This is a genomic window from Knoellia remsis (assembly GCF_003002895.1).
Lineage (GTDB): Bacteria > Actinomycetota > Actinomycetes > Actinomycetales > Dermatophilaceae > Knoellia > Knoellia remsis.
Window position 1 is genome coordinate 164,365 of the sequence record NZ_PVTI01000002.1, and the last position, 15,079, is coordinate 179,443.

At 70.9% G+C, this 15,079-nt stretch carries 16 protein-coding genes; 12 read left to right on the forward strand and 4 right to left on the reverse strand.

Features of this window, described 5'->3' with window-relative positions; genetic code table 11:
• Nucleotides 1-26: 26 nt before the first annotated feature.
• A complete protein-coding gene (locus BCF74_RS02085) occupies nt 27-1,265 on the reverse strand; it encodes an MFS transporter (protein ID WP_245889162.1) in 1,239 nt (412 codons plus the stop codon).
• Between the two features lie 290 nt (nt 1,266-1,555).
• Between BCF74_RS02085 and rpsB the strand changes: the two genes are divergently transcribed.
• Nucleotides 1,556-2,530, forward strand: coding sequence for a 30S ribosomal protein S2 (gene rpsB, locus BCF74_RS02090; RefSeq protein ID WP_106296301.1), 975 nt, complete (start codon nt 1,556-1,558; stop codon nt 2,528-2,530).
• Nucleotides 2,531-2,587: 57 nt separating this feature from the next.
• The gene (gene tsf, locus BCF74_RS02095; RefSeq protein ID WP_106296302.1) at nt 2,588-3,418 is read left to right on the forward strand and encodes a translation elongation factor Ts; all 831 of its coding nucleotides are present in this window, start codon (nt 2,588-2,590) and stop codon (nt 3,416-3,418) included.
• Between the two features lie 99 nt (nt 3,419-3,517).
• On the opposite strand, the gene BCF74_RS02100 is transcribed toward tsf, so the two are convergent.
• Both BCF74_RS02100 and BCF74_RS02105 read right to left on the reverse strand, forming a co-directional pair.
• Entirely contained in the window at nt 3,518-4,153 is a 636-nt protein-coding gene (locus tag BCF74_RS02100) for an antibiotic biosynthesis monooxygenase (RefSeq protein ID WP_245889163.1), read from the reverse strand.
• 25 nt (nt 4,154-4,178) lie between these two features.
• Nucleotides 4,179-5,681, reverse strand: a complete 1,503-nt coding sequence (locus BCF74_RS02105; protein WP_106296303.1) for a sulfatase family protein — start codon at nt 5,679-5,681, stop codon at nt 4,179-4,181.
• 163 nt (nt 5,682-5,844) lie between these two features.
• On the opposite strand from BCF74_RS02105, the gene pyrH reads away from it, so the two are divergent.
• The 6 genes from pyrH (at nt 5,845) to BCF74_RS02135 (ending at nt 10,079) form a co-directional block, all read left to right on the forward strand.
• On the forward strand, nt 5,845-6,600 hold the full coding sequence (pyrH, locus tag BCF74_RS02110; protein WP_106296304.1) for a UMP kinase: 756 nt from the start codon (nt 5,845-5,847) through the stop codon (nt 6,598-6,600).
• Nucleotides 6,601-6,736: 136 nt separating this feature from the next.
• A complete protein-coding gene (gene frr / locus BCF74_RS02115; protein WP_106296305.1) occupies nt 6,737-7,294 on the forward strand; it encodes a ribosome recycling factor in 558 nt (185 codons plus the stop codon).
• Nucleotides 7,295-7,328: 34 nt separating this feature from the next.
• Nucleotides 7,329-8,189: a phosphatidate cytidylyltransferase gene (locus tag BCF74_RS02120; RefSeq protein ID WP_245889164.1), complete on the forward strand. Its 861-nt coding sequence runs from the start codon at nt 7,329-7,331 to the stop codon at nt 8,187-8,189.
• A 48-nt stretch (nt 8,190-8,237) separates the two neighbouring features.
• Entirely contained in the window at nt 8,238-9,467 is a 1,230-nt protein-coding gene (rlmN, locus tag BCF74_RS02125) for a 23S rRNA (adenine(2503)-C(2))-methyltransferase RlmN (protein WP_106296307.1), read from the forward strand.
• Nucleotides 9,468-9,510: 43 nt separating this feature from the next.
• Nucleotides 9,511-9,744, forward strand: a complete 234-nt coding sequence (locus BCF74_RS02130) for a ribbon-helix-helix domain-containing protein (RefSeq protein ID WP_106296308.1) — start codon at nt 9,511-9,513, stop codon at nt 9,742-9,744.
• A gap of 11 nt (nt 9,745-9,755) precedes the next feature.
• Nucleotides 9,756-10,079, forward strand: coding sequence for a type II toxin-antitoxin system PemK/MazF family toxin (locus BCF74_RS02135; protein ID WP_245889175.1), 324 nt, complete (start codon nt 9,756-9,758; stop codon nt 10,077-10,079).
• 47 nt (nt 10,080-10,126) lie between these two features.
• Here BCF74_RS02135 and BCF74_RS02140 read toward each other — a convergent pair whose 3' ends face one another.
• Entirely contained in the window at nt 10,127-11,230 is a 1,104-nt protein-coding gene (locus BCF74_RS02140; RefSeq protein ID WP_106296310.1) for an LOG family protein, read from the reverse strand.
• Nucleotides 11,231-11,329: 99 nt separating this feature from the next.
• Between BCF74_RS02140 and BCF74_RS02145 the strand changes: the two genes are divergently transcribed.
• From BCF74_RS02145 to phoA, 4 genes are all read left to right on the forward strand, one after another.
• A complete protein-coding gene (locus BCF74_RS02145; protein ID WP_106296311.1) occupies nt 11,330-11,560 on the forward strand; it encodes a hypothetical protein in 231 nt (76 codons plus the stop codon).
• 104 nt (nt 11,561-11,664) lie between these two features.
• Entirely contained in the window at nt 11,665-12,741 is a 1,077-nt protein-coding gene (locus BCF74_RS02150; protein WP_245889165.1) for a LacI family DNA-binding transcriptional regulator, read from the forward strand.
• Nucleotides 12,742-12,784: 43 nt separating this feature from the next.
• A complete protein-coding gene (locus BCF74_RS02155) occupies nt 12,785-13,297 on the forward strand; it encodes an Rv0909 family putative TA system antitoxin (RefSeq protein ID WP_106296312.1) in 513 nt (170 codons plus the stop codon).
• 126 nt (nt 13,298-13,423) lie between these two features.
• Nucleotides 13,424-14,929 carry an alkaline phosphatase gene (phoA, locus tag BCF74_RS02160; RefSeq protein WP_425432796.1) on the forward strand — a complete coding sequence of 502 codons (1,506 nt, stop codon included), beginning with the start codon at nt 13,424-13,426 and terminating at the stop codon, nt 14,927-14,929.
• Nucleotides 14,930-15,079 lie beyond the last annotated feature (150 nt).

Consider the following 15,079-nt stretch of genomic DNA (forward strand, 5'->3'; position numbering starts at 1 on the left):
ATAAGTCGTGGGGTGCGAACGGGCAATCAGTGGGAAATGTCGTCGCCGGCGTGGGCGATGGAGTCCAGCTGCCGCCACACGAGCAGCAGCGTCACGCCCGCCCCGACCCCGGCGAACCAGAATGGCGCCGCCACACCCCACCGGCTCGCGATGAGCCCGCCGAGGGCCTGCCCGACGAGCAGCCCGGCGACGAGCCCGAAGGAGTACACCGACGCGACGCGCCCCTGGAACTCCATCGGCGTCGCCCGTTGCCGCACCGTCGTCGACACCGCACCCCAGACGAACGCATAGGACCCGAAGACGAACATGAGCACGAGCGCCAGCCAGTGCACCGTCGTCAGGGCCAGCGCGAAGTGCACGACGACCTCGAGCGTGAGACACACCTTCATGAGCGTCGCCAGCGAGAACCGCGCCTCCAGCCGGTCGAACGAGACGATCGCGAGCAGCCCGCCGATTCCCGAGGCGGTCGACAGCACGCCGAAGCCGACCGCCCCGACCCCGAGCCGCTCCTGCGCCCAGAGCACGAGGATCCCCCACGGCGCACCCCACGTGAGGTTGAAGACGAAGATGACGATCGACAGGGTCCGAACGGCCGCGTTGTCCCGGATCCAGCGCAGCCCCTCGACGATGTCGTGCCGGATGTGCCGGTCCTCGCGGTCCGTCCGGTCGGGGGCGGGCAGGTCGAGCCGCGTGAAGAGCCACGCCGCGAGCAGCACCGCGGCCGCCTGTGCACCGAAGGGCAGCGCCATTCCGGCGGCAAACAGGAACGCACCGATCGGCGGCCCGAGCAGGTCGTTCGCGACGAGGTAGCCGGCGAGCATGCGCGCGTTGCCGATCGCGAGGTCCTCGCGGCGCACGATCATCGGCAGCACCGCGCGCGTCGCGGAGTCGGCGAACTGCTCGGCCACGCCCATGAGCAGCAGCGTCCCCAGCACGACCCAGATGGTGACGACGTCGGTGACGATCGTCGCGACGAGCACGCCGATGACGAGCGAGCGCAGCACGTTCGCGGTCACGACGAGCGTGCGGCGGCTGACCCGGTCGGCCAGCGCGCCGGCATACAGGGCAAGGACGAGCGTCGGCAGCCGCTGGACGACGACCGCGGCCGCGATGAGGGTCGGGTTGCGGGTCAGCGACGCGACGAGCAGGGGACCGGCGGCGAGGGCGATGCCGTCGCCGAGGTTGCTCAGCCACACCGACGCGAGGTTCCACCGGAACGGGGTACCGAGGCGCGCCGGCGCGACGATCTCCCCGAGGCGTGACACGAGCGGTGAGCCTACGCGCGGCCACGTGCGCGGCCTACCGGATTTCTCGGTATGCCGTCCGCGCGCGTACGATGTGGGCTGGTTCTCGTGTGCTCGCACCCGGGGATCAAATTCGCGCGTCGCACCTCCGCTGACTGGATCACCACGAAGCGGGGCGCACCACGATGGTCCGGATGTCCCGCTCAGGCGAGCGGACGGCATACGGCGTGGTGTGTCGCCGGCGCCAGGCAGGCGGCCACAACACCGTGAGTCGCCGACGGAACCGAAAAACCACACAAGGAGAACACGGCATGGCCGTCGTCACCATGCGCCAGCTCCTCGAGAGCGGCGTCCACTTCGGGCACCAGACCCGTCGCTGGAACCCCAAGATGAAGCGCTTCATCATGACGGAGCGCAACGGCATCTACATCATCGACCTCCAGCAGTCGGTGACCTACATCAACAACGCCTACGAGTTCGTCAAGGAGACCGTGGCCCACGGCGGCACGATCCTCTTCGTCGGCACGAAGAAGCAGGCGCAGGAGCCGATCGCCGAGCAGGCGACGCGCGTCGGGATGCCCTACGTCAACCACCGCTGGCTCGGTGGCATGCTCACGAACTTCCAGACGATCTCCAAGCGTCTGACCCGGCTCACCGAGCTCGACGAGATCGACTTCGACGACGTCGCCGGCTCGGGTCGCACCAAGAAGGAGCTCCTCCTCCTCAAGCGCGAGCGCGACAAGCTCGACAAGACCCTCGGCGGCATCCGCGGCATGTCCAAGGTGCCGTCCGCCGTCTGGGTCGTCGACACCAAGAAGGAGCACCTCGCCGTCGACGAGGCCCGCAAGCTCGGCCTCCCCGTCATCGCGATCCTCGACACGAACTGCGACCCCGACGAGGTCGACTACAAGATCCCCGGCAACGACGACGCGATCCGCTCCGTCACGCTGCTGACGCGGGTCATCGCCGACGCCGTCGCCGAGGGTCTCATCGCGCGCTCGGGTGGCAACAACGCCGCCGCCGACGCCGAGGGCACCGGCGAGGAGCCGCTGGCCGAGTGGGAGCGCGAGCTCCTCGGTGCCGAGGCCGACCAGGCCGCCGCCACCGCCGAGGCCGTCGCCCCGGAGGCCGGCGCGACCGCCGCCGCGGACGCCCCCGAGGCTGCTGACGCTGCGACCGACGCCGACCCGGCCCTCGAGGTCCCGGTCGCCGAGTCGGCTCCGGCCGACGAGGTCGCCGCCGTCGAGGCCACCGAGGCCGAGCAGGCCCCGGCCGAGAAGGCCTGACCGCACCACCTCCTTCCCAGCCCGCCCTTTCGACAAGAGAGAGAAGCGAATTCATCCATGGCGAACTACACCGCCGCTGACATCAAGGCGCTGCGTGAGTCCACCGGCGCCGGCATGCTCGACGTCAAGAAGGCCCTCGACGAGGCCGACGGCGACCAGGCCAAGGCCACCGAGATCCTGCGCGTCAAGGGCCTCAAGGGTGTGACGAAGCGTGAGGGTCGCACGACCTCCAACGGCCTCGTCGCCGCCAAGGCCGAGGGTGGCGTCGGCACGCTCGTCGAGGTCCTCTGCGAGACCGACTTCGTCGCCAAGGGCGAGAAGTTCATCGCCCTCGCCGACCAGGTCCTCGCCCAGGCCGTCGACACCCAGGCCGCCGACGCGGACGCGCTGCTCGCGAGCACCCTCGCGGACGGCAAGACCGTCAAGGAGCTCCTCGACGACGCCAACGCGACGATCGGCGAGAAGATCGAGGTCAAGCGGGTTGCCCGCCTCGAGGGCCCGACGGTCGTGTCCTACCTCCACAAGACCAGCCCCGACCTGCCCGCGCAGATCGGTGTCCTCGTGGCGACCGAGGGTGGCGACGACACCGTCGCCCGCGACATCGCGATGCACATCGCGGCGTTCAGCCCGACGGTCCTCACCCGCGAGGAGGTCGACGCCGAGACGGTCGAGAACGAGCGTCGCGTCGCCGAGGCCACGGCCAAGGAGGAGGGCAAGCCCGAGGCTGCGCTCCCGAAGATCGTCGAGGGTCGCGTCAACGGCTACTTCAAGGACAACGTGCTGCTCGAGCAGCCGTTCGCCAAGGAGCCGAAGAAGACCGTCGCCAAGGTCGCCGAGGAGGCCGGCGCCACGGTCAAGGCCTTCGCGCGCTTCCGCGTCGGAGCCTGATCTCGGTTCTCCCGCAACGCATTCCGGTATGCCGTCCGCTCTCGTGAGCGGGCGGCATACCTGCGTCCAGGGCTGGTCGCCGCAGGCACGGGGTGAGGGCTACCCGCCGGAGGCGCGGGTGAGCCAGGGGTGGAACAGCTTCGTCACCCTCGGCAGGATGAGGTAGGTCATGAGCGGGGTCGCGACGAGCGTCGAGAGCAGCACCCGCGCCCACGCCGGCCAGTCGCCGGTGAACGGCGCCATGAGGTAGGTCAGCGCGAGGCTCGTCGGGAAGAACGCGAGCCAGATGATGCTCGCCTGCTTCCAGCGCGGCGGTGCCGGGGGAGCGGTGAGCGCGCCGAGCTCGTCGACCGAGCGTTCCTCGGGCTCGTCGAACCAGCCCTCGATGCCGGTGCGGTGCTCGACCCGAGTGTCCTCGACGAGGTTCGTCGCGGCGGCGAGCCAGCGGTTGCGCTCGGTGGACTCCTGCCAGGCGTCGAGGGAGGAGCGCGAGTCGAACCGGTAGAGCATGTGCCACTCGCTCGATGCCGTCGACGGCCGCACCCAGCCCGAGCCGAGGAACCCCGGGAAGTGGCTCGCCATCGACGCCCCTGCCTCGGCCCACGCCCGCATGAGCAGCTCGTCCTCGGGCCGGACCTTGCGGGTGATGGCGACGGTGACCGGGCCACCGGACGTGCCGCGCGGCGTGCGGTCGGGAGCGCTGTCGGGCAGGGGAGCGGAGGGCTGGTCACTCACGGGGACCAGTGTGCCGACGCGCCCGTCACCGGGTCGAATCCGGGACGCGCCCCGTCGGCTGCTGTGGCGTCCCGAGCACCGACGCCCGCCACGTCTCGTGGGCAGTGGTCAGCCGATCCACGACATCGGGGCGTTCCTCGGCGAGGTTGCGCGTCTCACCGGGATCGGTGACGAGGTCGAACAGCCCGAGCCCGAGGATCGGTTCGGCGCGCTCGATCTCGCGCAGCGCCTCGACCTCGCCGCTCTCGGGGTCGGTGAAGGAGAGCTTCCACCGGCCCTGTCGCACGGCCCACTGGAAACCGTTGTCCCAGTGCAGTTCTCGCTCGGCGAGGCCCGGGTCACCGTCGCGCAGGAACGCCAGCAGGTCGGTCCCGTCGCAGTGGTCGTATGCCGTCCGCTCGGCTCCCGCTGCGGCCAGGAGCGTGGGGTAGAGGTCGAGCGAGGAGACGACCCCGGACCGTTCGACGCCGCCGGTGACACCACCGCCAGGCCAGCGCCACAGGAACGGGACGCGGATCCCGCCCTCCTGGAGGGTGTACTTCGTGCCGGCGAGCGGGGTGTTGTCGGCGTGGTTGCAGTTCGAGCCGCCGTTGTCGGTGAGATACACGACGACGGTGTCGTCGGCGGCACCCGTGGCGTCGAGGGTGTCGAGGAGGGCGCCGATCTGGGCGTCCATGAGCTCGAGCTGGGCGAGGTAGTAGTCGCGCCCGTGCTCGAGCTTCGGCGCCACCTGCCCGTCGTACCAGCCGCGGTAGTCGCTCCCATCACCCTCGTAGCCGCTCTGCGTGGGCAGGCCGCGACGCTCGAGCTCCTCGGGCGGCAGCTGCCAGCAGAAGTTGTGCACGGCGTTGAAGGCGAGCATGAGGAAGAACGGCCGCTCGTCGCGCTCGTCGCTGGCGTCGCCCGGGTCACTTGCATGCGCGGTATGCCGCGTCACGAAGTCCCGGGTCCGCTCACCGAGCTCGTCGGTGAGGAACCGGTCGCAGTCGACCGGGGTGTCGCCCTCGAGCATCGGCTGGACGGCGTTGACCCGCGCCGCGAAGGGCCCCAGCTCCTCGGCCAGGGCCGCGGAGTGCCGCAGGTAGTTGAGGCGGCCGGTCTGCTGCCCGGCGAGCCCGTAGAACGTCTCCTCGAACCCGTGGTGCGGCGGGGTGGCCCGGTCGCTGACGTCCTCGGGGCCGTAGTGCACCTTGCCGAAGTAGCCGGTGGCGTAGCCGAGATCGGCGAACCGCTCGGCGAGGGAGGGCAGGTGGTCGGGGAAGCACGAGTCGTCGAACCATCGCGCGCCCCAGCGGGCCTGGTGCTGCCCGGCGATGAGTCCAGCGCGCGACGGTGAGCAGCTCGGCGCCGTGACGTAGGCCTCGGTGCACGAGACGCCCTCGGCGGCGAGCCGGTCCAGGGCGGGCGTGCGGACGTCCGTGTGCCGGCCCAGGGCGCCGCGGTCGGCATACCCGTGGTCGTCCGAGACGATGAGGACGACGTTCGGGCGGGCCGGCGTCGCGCGGCGGGAGGGAGCCGGCTCGGACAACGGGATCTCCTGAGGTCAGGGGCGGTGACGGCAGCGCGCGAGGCCGCACGCGGCATACGAGGACAGGATGGCAGTGTGCGAGGATGCGGGGCACCGCCGACCGCCGCCGACCGACGGGCGACCCGCCGGCGAACCACCGCCAAGACGCTTGTGCCGAGGAGGCATGGTGACCACTGACGTCCAGACACAGCCCGCTCCCAGCACCACCGGTGAGCGGCCCCGGAGGGTCCTCCTCAAGCTCAGCGGTGAGGTGTTCGGTGGTGGCCGGATCGGCGTCGACCCCGAGGTCGTGCGCGGCATCGCGGCGCAGATCGCGGACGCCGTCCGCAGCGGCGCCCAGGTCGCCATCGTCGTCGGCGGCGGCAACTTCTTCCGCGGCGCGGAGCTGCAGCAGAAGGGCATGGAGCGCTCGCGCGCCGACTACATCGGCATGCTCGGCACCGTCATGAACTGCCTCGCCCTGCAGGACTTCCTCGAGAAGGAGGGCATCGACACCCGCGTCCAGACCGCCATCGCCATGGGCCAGGTCGCCGAGCCCTACATCCCGCGTCGCGCCATCCGCCACCTCGAGAAGGGGCGAGTCGTCATCTTCGGTGCCGGCGCCGGTATGCCGTACTTCTCCACCGACACGGTGAGCGCGCAGCGGGCGCTGGAGTGTCACTGCGACATCGTGCTCATGTCCAAGAGCGGCGTCGACGGCGTCTACGACTCCGACCCGCGGACCAACCCGGACGCTCGCAAGCTCGACACGATCACCTACGGCGAGGCGCTGCAGAAGGGCCTCAAGGTCGTCGACGCGGCCGCGTTCAGCCTCTGCATGGAGAACGGGCTGCCGATGATGGTGTTCGGCATGGAGGGCGCGGGCAACATCACCCGGGCCATCCAGGGCGAGCGCATCGGCACCCTCGTCACCGCCTGAGACTCCCCCGGGCCGCTCACGACGGCTGAAGGCCCGCTCGCCGCCCTGTCGCTGCAACGGGCGGCGGCGATCTTTGACACACTGGACCCGCGCCACGCGAGGTTCGCGGACGGCATACCGAAGGAGACCTGCCCCGATGATCGACGACACCATGCTCGAGGCCGAGGAGAAGATGGAGAAGGCCGTCGAGGTGGCCAAGGAGAACTTCTCCGGCATCCGCACCGGCCGTGCCCACCCGGGGATGTTCAGCAAGATCGTCGTCGACTACTACGGTGCGCCGACGCCGCTGCAGCAGCTCGCGTCGTTCCAGACGCCCGAGGCGCGCACGATCCTCGTCACGCCCTTCGACAAGGGCGCGATGGCGAACATCGAGAAGGCGCTTCGCGAGTCCGACCTCGGGGTGAATCCCAGCAACGACGGCAACATCATCCGCTGCGTCCTGCCCGCGCTCACCGAGGAGCGGCGCAAGGAGTACATCAAGATGGCGCGCGCGCAGGGTGAGGACGCCAAGGTCTCCATCCGCAACATCCGCCGCCAGGCCAAGGAGTCCATCGAGAAGCTCGTCAAGGATGGCGAGGTCGGCGAGGACGAGGGCTCGCGCGCCGAGAAGGACCTCGAGACGACGACGAAGAAGTACGTCGACACCGTCGACGACCTGCTCAAGGGCAAGGAGTCCGAGCTGCTCGAGGTCTGACCTCGGCGTCCGACGTCCGATGAGCACTCCCGCCATGAGTGAAGCGACACCTGCCGAGCAGGCCGAGGGCCCGACTCGGGTGACCCGCTCGTCGCGTGCCGGGCGCAACCTGCCGGCGGCCATCGGGGTCGGGGTCGGGCTGGCGCTCGTCATCATCGCCTCGCTCGCGTTCCGGAGGGAGGCGTTCCTCGCCGTCCTCGTCGTCGCGATCTGGGTCGGCGCGTGGGAGATGCGCCGGGCGGTGCGCCAGGCCGGGATGGACGTGCCGTTCGTGCCGGTCGTCGTCGGTGCGGTGTCGATGTTGCTGTCGGCGTACTTCCGCGGGCCGGAGGCACTGATCCTCACCTTCGGGCTGACCTGCGTCGGCGTGCTCGTGTGGCGCGTCGCCGACGGGCTCGACAAGGCGATGAACGACATCGCCGGGGCGCTGCTCGTCGTGCTCTACCCGTGCTTCCTCGGCGGGTTCGCGTCGCTGCTGCTCGCGGCCGACGACGGGCACCTGCGCATCGTGTTCTTCATCCTCGTCACGACGTTCTCGGACATCGGCGGTTATGCGTTCGGGGTGCTCTTCGGCAAGCACCCCATGGCGCCGTCGCTGTCGCCGAAGAAGTCGTGGGAGGGGTTCGGCGGCTCGGTGCTCACCTGCGCGCTCGTCGGTGCGGTGTCGATCGTGCTGCTGCTCGACGGCACGTGGTGGCAGGGAGCCGTCATCGGTGTCGTCGTCGCCGGCGCGGCCACCGTCGGCGACCTCATCGAGTCGAGCATCAAGCGCGACCTCGGCATCAAGGACATGGGGGCGCTGCTGCCCGGGCACGGCGGGATCATGGACCGGCTCGACTCGCTCGTCCTCTGCGTCCCCGTCGTCTGGGCGCTGCTGCTCTGGGCGCTGCCCTGACCCTGAGGTTCGTCCGGCGAGCCTCGCGCGGGTGAGAGAATCGACGCGATGACCTCCCTGCCCGAGCCCACGACCGCTCGCCCCGCCCCGGGCCAGCTCACCTTCCAGGCGCCCCGCCGCGGCAAGCCTCCGAAGCACCTGGCCGACCTCAGCGCGCCGGAACGCAAGGCCGCTGTCGAGGAGTTGGGCCACAAGGGCTTCCGCGCCAAGCAGCTCTCGACGCACTACTTCGAGCGGCTCGTCGAGTCGCCCGACGACATGACCGACCTGCCCAAGGCGATCCGCGACGACCTCGTGCGCGACCTCCTGCCGCCGTTGCTCACGCCGATCGTGCAGCGCACCGCCGACGACGGCGCGACGATCAAGTCGGCGTGGCGGCTGCACGACGGCGCGATCGTCGAGTCGGTGCTCATGCGCTACCCCAACCGGGTGACGATCTGCATCTCGAGCCAGGCCGGCTGCGGCATGAACTGCCCGTTCTGCGCGACCGGCCAAGCCGGCCTGACCCGCAACATGTCGACGGCTGAGATCGTCGAGCAGGTCGTGTATGCCGCCCGCTCGCTACGCCGTGGCGAGCTCGCCTCCCAGCCCGGTCCCGTTGCGGGAGAAGGCGACCCGGCGGGGGAGGGGAGTGCCGAGCTCGGGGCCGAGGACGGCATACCGGAGTTCGAGGGACCGACACGGATCTCCAACGTCGTCTTCATGGGCATGGGCGAGGCGCTCGCGAACTACAAGGCGTCGATCGGCGCGATCCGCCGCCTCACCGACCCGGCACCCGACGGCCTCGGCATGTCGGCGCGCGGCATCACGATGTCGACGGTTGGGCTGGTTCCCGGCATCGACAAGCTTGCGGCAGAAGGCATCCCGGTCACGCTGGCACTGTCGCTGCACGCGCCCGACGACCAGCTGCGCGACGAGCTCGTCCCGATCAACACGCGGTGGAAGGTCGACGAGGCCCTCGACGCGGCCCACCGCTACTACGAGGCCACCGGCCGGCGGGTGAGCATCGAGTACGCGCTCATCCGCGACATCAACGACCACGCGTGGCGGGCCGACCTGCTCGGCGAGAAGCTGCGCGCCCGCGGCAAGGGCTGGGTGCACGTCAACCCGATCCCGCTCAACCCGACGCCGGGCTCGAAGTGGACCGCCTCGCGACCGGGGGTCGAGCAGCAGTTCGTCGAGCGGCTGCGCGCCCACGGCATCCCCACGACGATCCGCGACACCCGCGGCCAGGACATCGACGGCGCCTGCGGCCAGCTCGCCGCCGCCACGGCCTGAGGCTCCAACCCGTCACGATGGTAATACCGGTTATACTTCGATCATGAAGACGGCCGTTTCCATTCCTGACGACGTTTTCCGCGAGGCGGATCACGTGGCTGAGCGGCACGGCTGGACCCGCTCGCAGCTGTACACCCACGCCATCCGCTCCTTCCTGTCGGAGCAGGAGGATGATCCGGTGACGGCTGCGCTCGACGCGTTGGCGGATGAGATGGGGGCTGAGGCGCCGACCGTCAACGGTCGGGACCTCATTTCGTCCGGTGCGTGGGAGTGGTAGCCCGCGGGGAGGTGTGCTGGGTCGACTTCGGGGAGCCGGTCGGGTCAGAACCCGGCTATCGCCGACCCGCGGTCGTCGTGTCCTCGGACAGGTTCAACCGATCACGCATTGCGACAGTGATCGTCAGTGCCGTGACCAGCAACCTCCGCTTGGCTGCGGCGCCCGGAAACGTCGAGCTCAGTGCCGGCGATGCGGGGCTGCCGAAGGCCAGCGTGGTCAACGTCTCGCAGACCTTGGTCGTGGACCGCTCACGTCTCACCGAGACCGTTGGTCGCCTCGATTCAGCGACGATGCGCTCGGTTGACGCAGGCTTGCGCCTCGTCCTCGGTCTCTGAGGGCCACGGCCTGTGCGCCGTGGCCGTGCGTCGTCGGTTTCCCCGAGTCAGGTGAGGGCGAGGTCGGCGGCCTCGTCGACGGTGTCGACGAGGTGCACGGCCCGGCCCAGCGCCCGGTCCCGGCCGAGGGCCTGGATCGCATCCCAGACCGGCACCTGCCGCGTCCAGTGGTCGACGCCGACGAGGACGAGCGGCGGCAGCGTGCGCTCCTCGGGGGCGTAGTAGAGCGGCGTGATCGCCTGGAAGATCTCCTGCACCGTCCCCGCCGCGCCGGTCAGCACGATGAGTCCGGCGGTGGAGCAGGCGAGCAGCCCGTCCTCGCGGATGGCGTTGCTGAAGTACTTCGCGATGCCGTTGCCGAACACGTTCGGCGGTTCGTGCCCGTAGAACCACGTCGGGATTCCGATCGAGCGAATCGCAGTGTCCGGCAAGGGGATTCGCACGAGGTCGTCATAGACCTCGAGCGCCACGCGCGCCCAGTCGTCGACCGACGGCAGGAACGACGGTATGCCGGCCAGTCGCCCGAGTGCGTCGCTCACCGCGGCGTCGTCCGGGCAGAGCGCGCCGAGGTTCGCGGCCTCCATGGCGCCGGGCCCGCCACCGGTCGCGACGACGAGGCCCGCGGAGGCGATTCGTTGCCCGAGACGCGCGGCGCTGGCATACGCCTCGCTGTCGCGCATGAGCGCGTGCCCGCCCATGACGCCGACGACGGGGGACTCGCCGAGGACGTCGCGCAGGGCATCGGTGACGGAGTCGTCGTGGATCGCGCGGAGCAGGGTGACGAAGGCGTCGTGGCGCAGCTCGGCGCGCTTGGCCCACTCGTAGGCGAGGTAGTCGGGGGTCGACTCGTAGCCGCTCTCGGCGAGGCCGGCGTAGAGTTCGTGCGGCTGGTAGAGCGTGGCGCGGTAGGGGTTGACCGGGGCCGCCGGATCGGTGGGGAAGACGAGGGCGCCCTGCGTGCGGAGGTGCGTGTCGAGCTCGGGGGAGAGGCGGCCGCCGAGGACGACGAGACCGTCGAGGTCGGAGCGGGCGAGGAGCTCGTCCTCGTGGCCGGACAGGTCGAGGTCCTGGAGGCGCAGTCCGGTGAGGGGCCGACTGTCGGCGAGGGCGGCGTCGAGGTCGGCGACGGACTCGATCTCGGTGTCACGCATGGCGCCGACTGTAGACGCGGCGCGTGTGAGGCTGCACTTGACCGGTACAGTGCACACCGCTACTGTAGCGGTACAGAAGCCCGCCAGAAGGAGAGTCCCATGGACCTGTTGCCCCTCGCCAGTCTCACCGCCACGCGCGCCCAGGAGCGCCACTTCGCCGGCGCTCGCGTCGACGGCCCGGCCCAGCCCGGACGCCCCACGGCTGAACCGCGGCTGCGGACCGGTTCCGCTGCCCTGCGGACGCACTTGGCCGGTGCGCTGCGCCGCATCGCGTCCGCCGTGGAGCCGCGCAGCGCGTGCCGGCCGACGGCCCGGCCCGCCGCCCGGTGATCCCGGGCGCCGGCCGCATGCCGGTGCCGGACCTCGCGGTGGACCGGATAGCGTCTGCCCCGGGAGCCGCGCGGTTCCCGGAGAGCGAGGAGCACGTGGGCCGGGTGACGCTGCAGACGGTCGCGGACAAGGTCGGCGTGAGCCGGATGACCGTTTCCAACGCCTTCTCCCGGCCCGACCAGCTCTCGGCGCAGCTGCGCGAGAAGATCCTCGCCGCGGCGGACGAGCTCGGGTACACCGGGCCGGACCCGTCGGCGCGGGCGCTCGCCCGGGGCGCCACCGGTTCGGTCGGAGTCCTGCTGTCGAACAGCACGGCGACAGCGTTCTCGGACGAGGTCGCGTCCGCGTTCTTCGGGGCCATCGCCCACACCCTGAACGAGTCCGGCCTCGCCCTGACCCTGCTGTCGAGCGAGCCGTCCGGTGAGGTGGTGCCCGCCCGGGACGTCGCCATGGACGGCGTCATCGTCTACAACTGCGACCCTGCGTCCGGGGCTCGTGAGCAGGTGGTGCGGCGCGGACTGCCCATCGTCAACGTCGACCAGGCATCCGAGGCCGGAACCCCGGGGGTCAACGTCGCCGACCGTGAGGGTGCCCGGGCCGCGGCCCGGCACATCGTCGAGCTCGGCCACACGAAGGTGGCGCTCGTGACGAAGTCCGGCGAGCCGCCATACGGCATCGTCGACCCGGGCGAGGCGGACCGGCACCGCGCGAGCGACGGCTACGCCTCGATCGAGCGCCTCGCCGGGTGGACGGAGGCGCTGGAGGAGGCGGGGGTGACGCCGGTCGTCTACCGGCTGCCCATCGACGCCATGGGCGGTCACGGCGCGATCCTCGCCGAGATCCTCGAGGCCGCGCCGGACACGACGGCGGTGCTCGCCTTCTCCGATGTCATCGCCGCCGACATCGTCCTCGAGGCGCAGGACTCCGGCATCGACGTGCCCGGCCGGCTCTCCGTCGTCGGCTTCGACGACAACCCCCTCGCCCTGCGGCTGCGACCGCAGCTCACGACCGTCCGCCAGGACGTCTCCGAGAAGGGGCGGCTCGCCGCGTCGATGCTCGTCGACGCCGTGCGCTCGCGACGTGCCGGTGGAGACGCGTCGCCGGCAGCCTCGGTCACGCTGCCCACCGAGCTCGTCATCCGCGGGTCGACGGGACCACCCTTCGAGGCGCCGGGCGCGTAGGGTCGAGAGCATCCCGCCCATCCACCCAGCGAGGAGCAGGCAGATGACCGACTCAGGCAAGGGCTTCGACTTCAAAAAGCTCACCGACGCCGCCAAGGACGCGGCTGCCAAGGCCAAGGACGCCGCGACCAACGCGGCCAACGAGAACCGCGACAAGGTCCACGGCATGGTCGAGAAGGCCGCCACGAAGATCGACGAGAAGACCGACGGCAAGTACGCCGACAAGGTCGCCAAGGCCAAGGGCGCGGCCCACTCCGGCTTCGACAAGGTCGCCGACCAGGCCCCGGCTCCGGGTACCCGGACCGACGCGCTGCGCGACGACCTCCCGTCCACCGGCCGTCCGACCACGGGCGCCCCGGCGACCGACGGTCCGTTCACCGAGGGGCCGGCGACGGATCGTCCGGTCGGCGACCGGCCGGTCACGGCGGACTCGCCGTTCCCGCGCGACCACGAGGCGCCGGGCGCCGACACCGACCCGCGCGGCGACTCGCCCTTCCCGCAGGACCCCGAGGCGCCGCACGGCGGCACGCCAGGAACCCACGGAACCGGCCAGTAGCCTTCCGAGAGAACCCTCGACGGCACCTGTGACTTCGCTGGCAGTCACAGGTGCCGTTCGTCTTTGGGGCGACGGTCGTTCGCCGGCGGTTCATCCAACGGGAGTGGGGTGTCGCCCATGACTCCTCTGATCCGCAGTTCCCGACGCACCACCCTCGCCCTCGCCACGGTGAGTGCCCTCGCCATCACCGGCACCGCGGCATACGCCGCCTCCGGCCTCGCCGCCACCGGCGGCGCCACCCGACTCTCCGGCGACCAGACCGCCGCCGTCAAGAAGGCCATCGACGGCGGCAAGGCCCGCAACGTCATCCTCCTCATCGGCGACGGCATGGGCGACTCCGAGATCACCTCGGCCCGCTACTACGAGTACGGCGCGGCCGGGCGCCTCCCCGGCATCGACGCCCTCCCGCTCACCGGTCAGTACACGACGTACTCGCTCTACAAGGACGGCAAGCCCGACTACGCGCCCGACTCCGCCGCGACCGGCACGGCGTGGGCGACCGGCACGAAGACCTACGACAACGCGGTCTCGGTCGACATCGAGGGCAAGCCGCTCCCGACCCTGCTCAAGCTCGCCAAGGAGCGCGGTCTCAAGACCGGCAACGTCACGACGTCGGACATCCAGGACGCCACCCCCGCCGTCCAGGTCGCCAACATCTCGCAGCGCTCCTGCTTCGGTCCGGAGAAGACGAGCACCACCTGCCCCGAGGCCGCCCTCGAGAACGGCGGCCCCGGCTCGATCACCGAGCAGCTGCTCACGACCCGCCCCGACGTCACCCTGGGCGGTGGCGCGAAGACGTTCGCCGAGAAGGCCAAGGCGGGCGAGTATGCCGGCCAGACCCTTGCGCAGCAGGCCACCGCCCGCGGCTACCGCACCGTGACGGACGTGGCCGGCCTCGAGGCCGTCACCGAGGCGAACCAGGACACGCCGCTGCTCGGCCTCTTCGCCCCCGGCAACCTGCCGGTGCGCTACACCGGCCCGAAGGCGACGCCCACCGGTGGCGCCCTCCCGCCCGTGAAGTGCACGGCCAACCCGGAGCGCCCCTCGACCCAGCCCACCCTGGCCCAGATGACGACGAAGGCCATCGAGCTCCTCGACACCCCCGCCGCCCAGAGCGAGGGCAAGGGCAACGGCAAGGCCAAGGGCCACGACAAGGGCAAGGCCAAGGGGAAGGCCAAGGGCCACGACAAGGCCAATGCGCAGGCCAAGGGCGACAAGGGCTTCTTCCTCCAGGTCGAGGGCGCGAGCATCGACAAGCAGGACCACGCCGCCAACGCGTGCGGGCAGATCGGTGAGGCCATCGACCTCGACGAGGCCGTCCAGGCGGCCCTCGAGTTCGCCAAGAAGGACGGCAACACCACGGTCATCGTCACCGCCGACCACGCCCACACGAGCCAGATCGTCGAGGGTGGCTCGACCACGCCCGGCCTCACCGCCAACCTCCTCACCAAGGACGGCTCGCCGCTGACGATCGCCTACGGCACCGGTGCCGCCGGAGACTCGCAGCAGCACACCGGTTCACAGCTGCGCGTCGCCGGCTACGGTCCGCAGGCGGCCAACGTCGTCGGCCTGACCGACCAGACCGACATGTTCTTCACCATCTCGCGCGCACTCGGTCTCGGGGAGCGCTGAGTCGCGGCTGCTTCCCAGTCCGTATGACGGCCCGGTCACCTCGCGGTGACCGGGCCGTCTCTGGTTCGACGCGCCCCGGGGCGCTGGGTCGTCGAGCGGTGCCCGAGTGCGTGCGGCGCCCCGCACGCGAGAGGCGCGCGGACGGCATAC

What these genes read in the sequence shown, in the direction of transcription:
- rpsB (WP_106296301.1), top strand. Translation starts at nt 1,556, where the DNA reads ATGGCCGTCGTCACCATGCGCCAGCTCCTCGAGAGCGGCGTCCACTTC.
- tsf (WP_106296302.1), top strand. Translation starts at nt 2,588, where the DNA reads ATGGCGAACTACACCGCCGCTGACATCAAGGCGCTGCGTGAGTCCACC.
- pyrH (WP_106296304.1), top strand. Translation starts at nt 5,845, where the DNA reads ATGGTGACCACTGACGTCCAGACACAGCCCGCTCCCAGCACCACCGGT.
- frr (WP_106296305.1), top strand. Translation starts at nt 6,737, where the DNA reads ATGATCGACGACACCATGCTCGAGGCCGAGGAGAAGATGGAGAAGGCC.
- BCF74_RS02120 (WP_245889164.1), top strand. Translation starts at nt 7,329, where the DNA reads ATGAGTGAAGCGACACCTGCCGAGCAGGCCGAGGGCCCGACTCGGGTG.
- rlmN (WP_106296307.1), top strand. Translation starts at nt 8,238, where the DNA reads ATGACCTCCCTGCCCGAGCCCACGACCGCTCGCCCCGCCCCGGGCCAG.
- BCF74_RS02130 (WP_106296308.1), top strand. Translation starts at nt 9,511, where the DNA reads ATGAAGACGGCCGTTTCCATTCCTGACGACGTTTTCCGCGAGGCGGAT.
- BCF74_RS02140 (WP_106296310.1), bottom strand. Translation starts at nt 11,230, where the DNA reads ATGCGTGACACCGAGATCGAGTCCGTCGCCGACCTCGACGCCGCCCTC.
- BCF74_RS02145 (WP_106296311.1), top strand. Translation starts at nt 11,330, where the DNA reads ATGGACCTGTTGCCCCTCGCCAGTCTCACCGCCACGCGCGCCCAGGAG.
- BCF74_RS02155 (WP_106296312.1), top strand. Translation starts at nt 12,785, where the DNA reads ATGACCGACTCAGGCAAGGGCTTCGACTTCAAAAAGCTCACCGACGCC.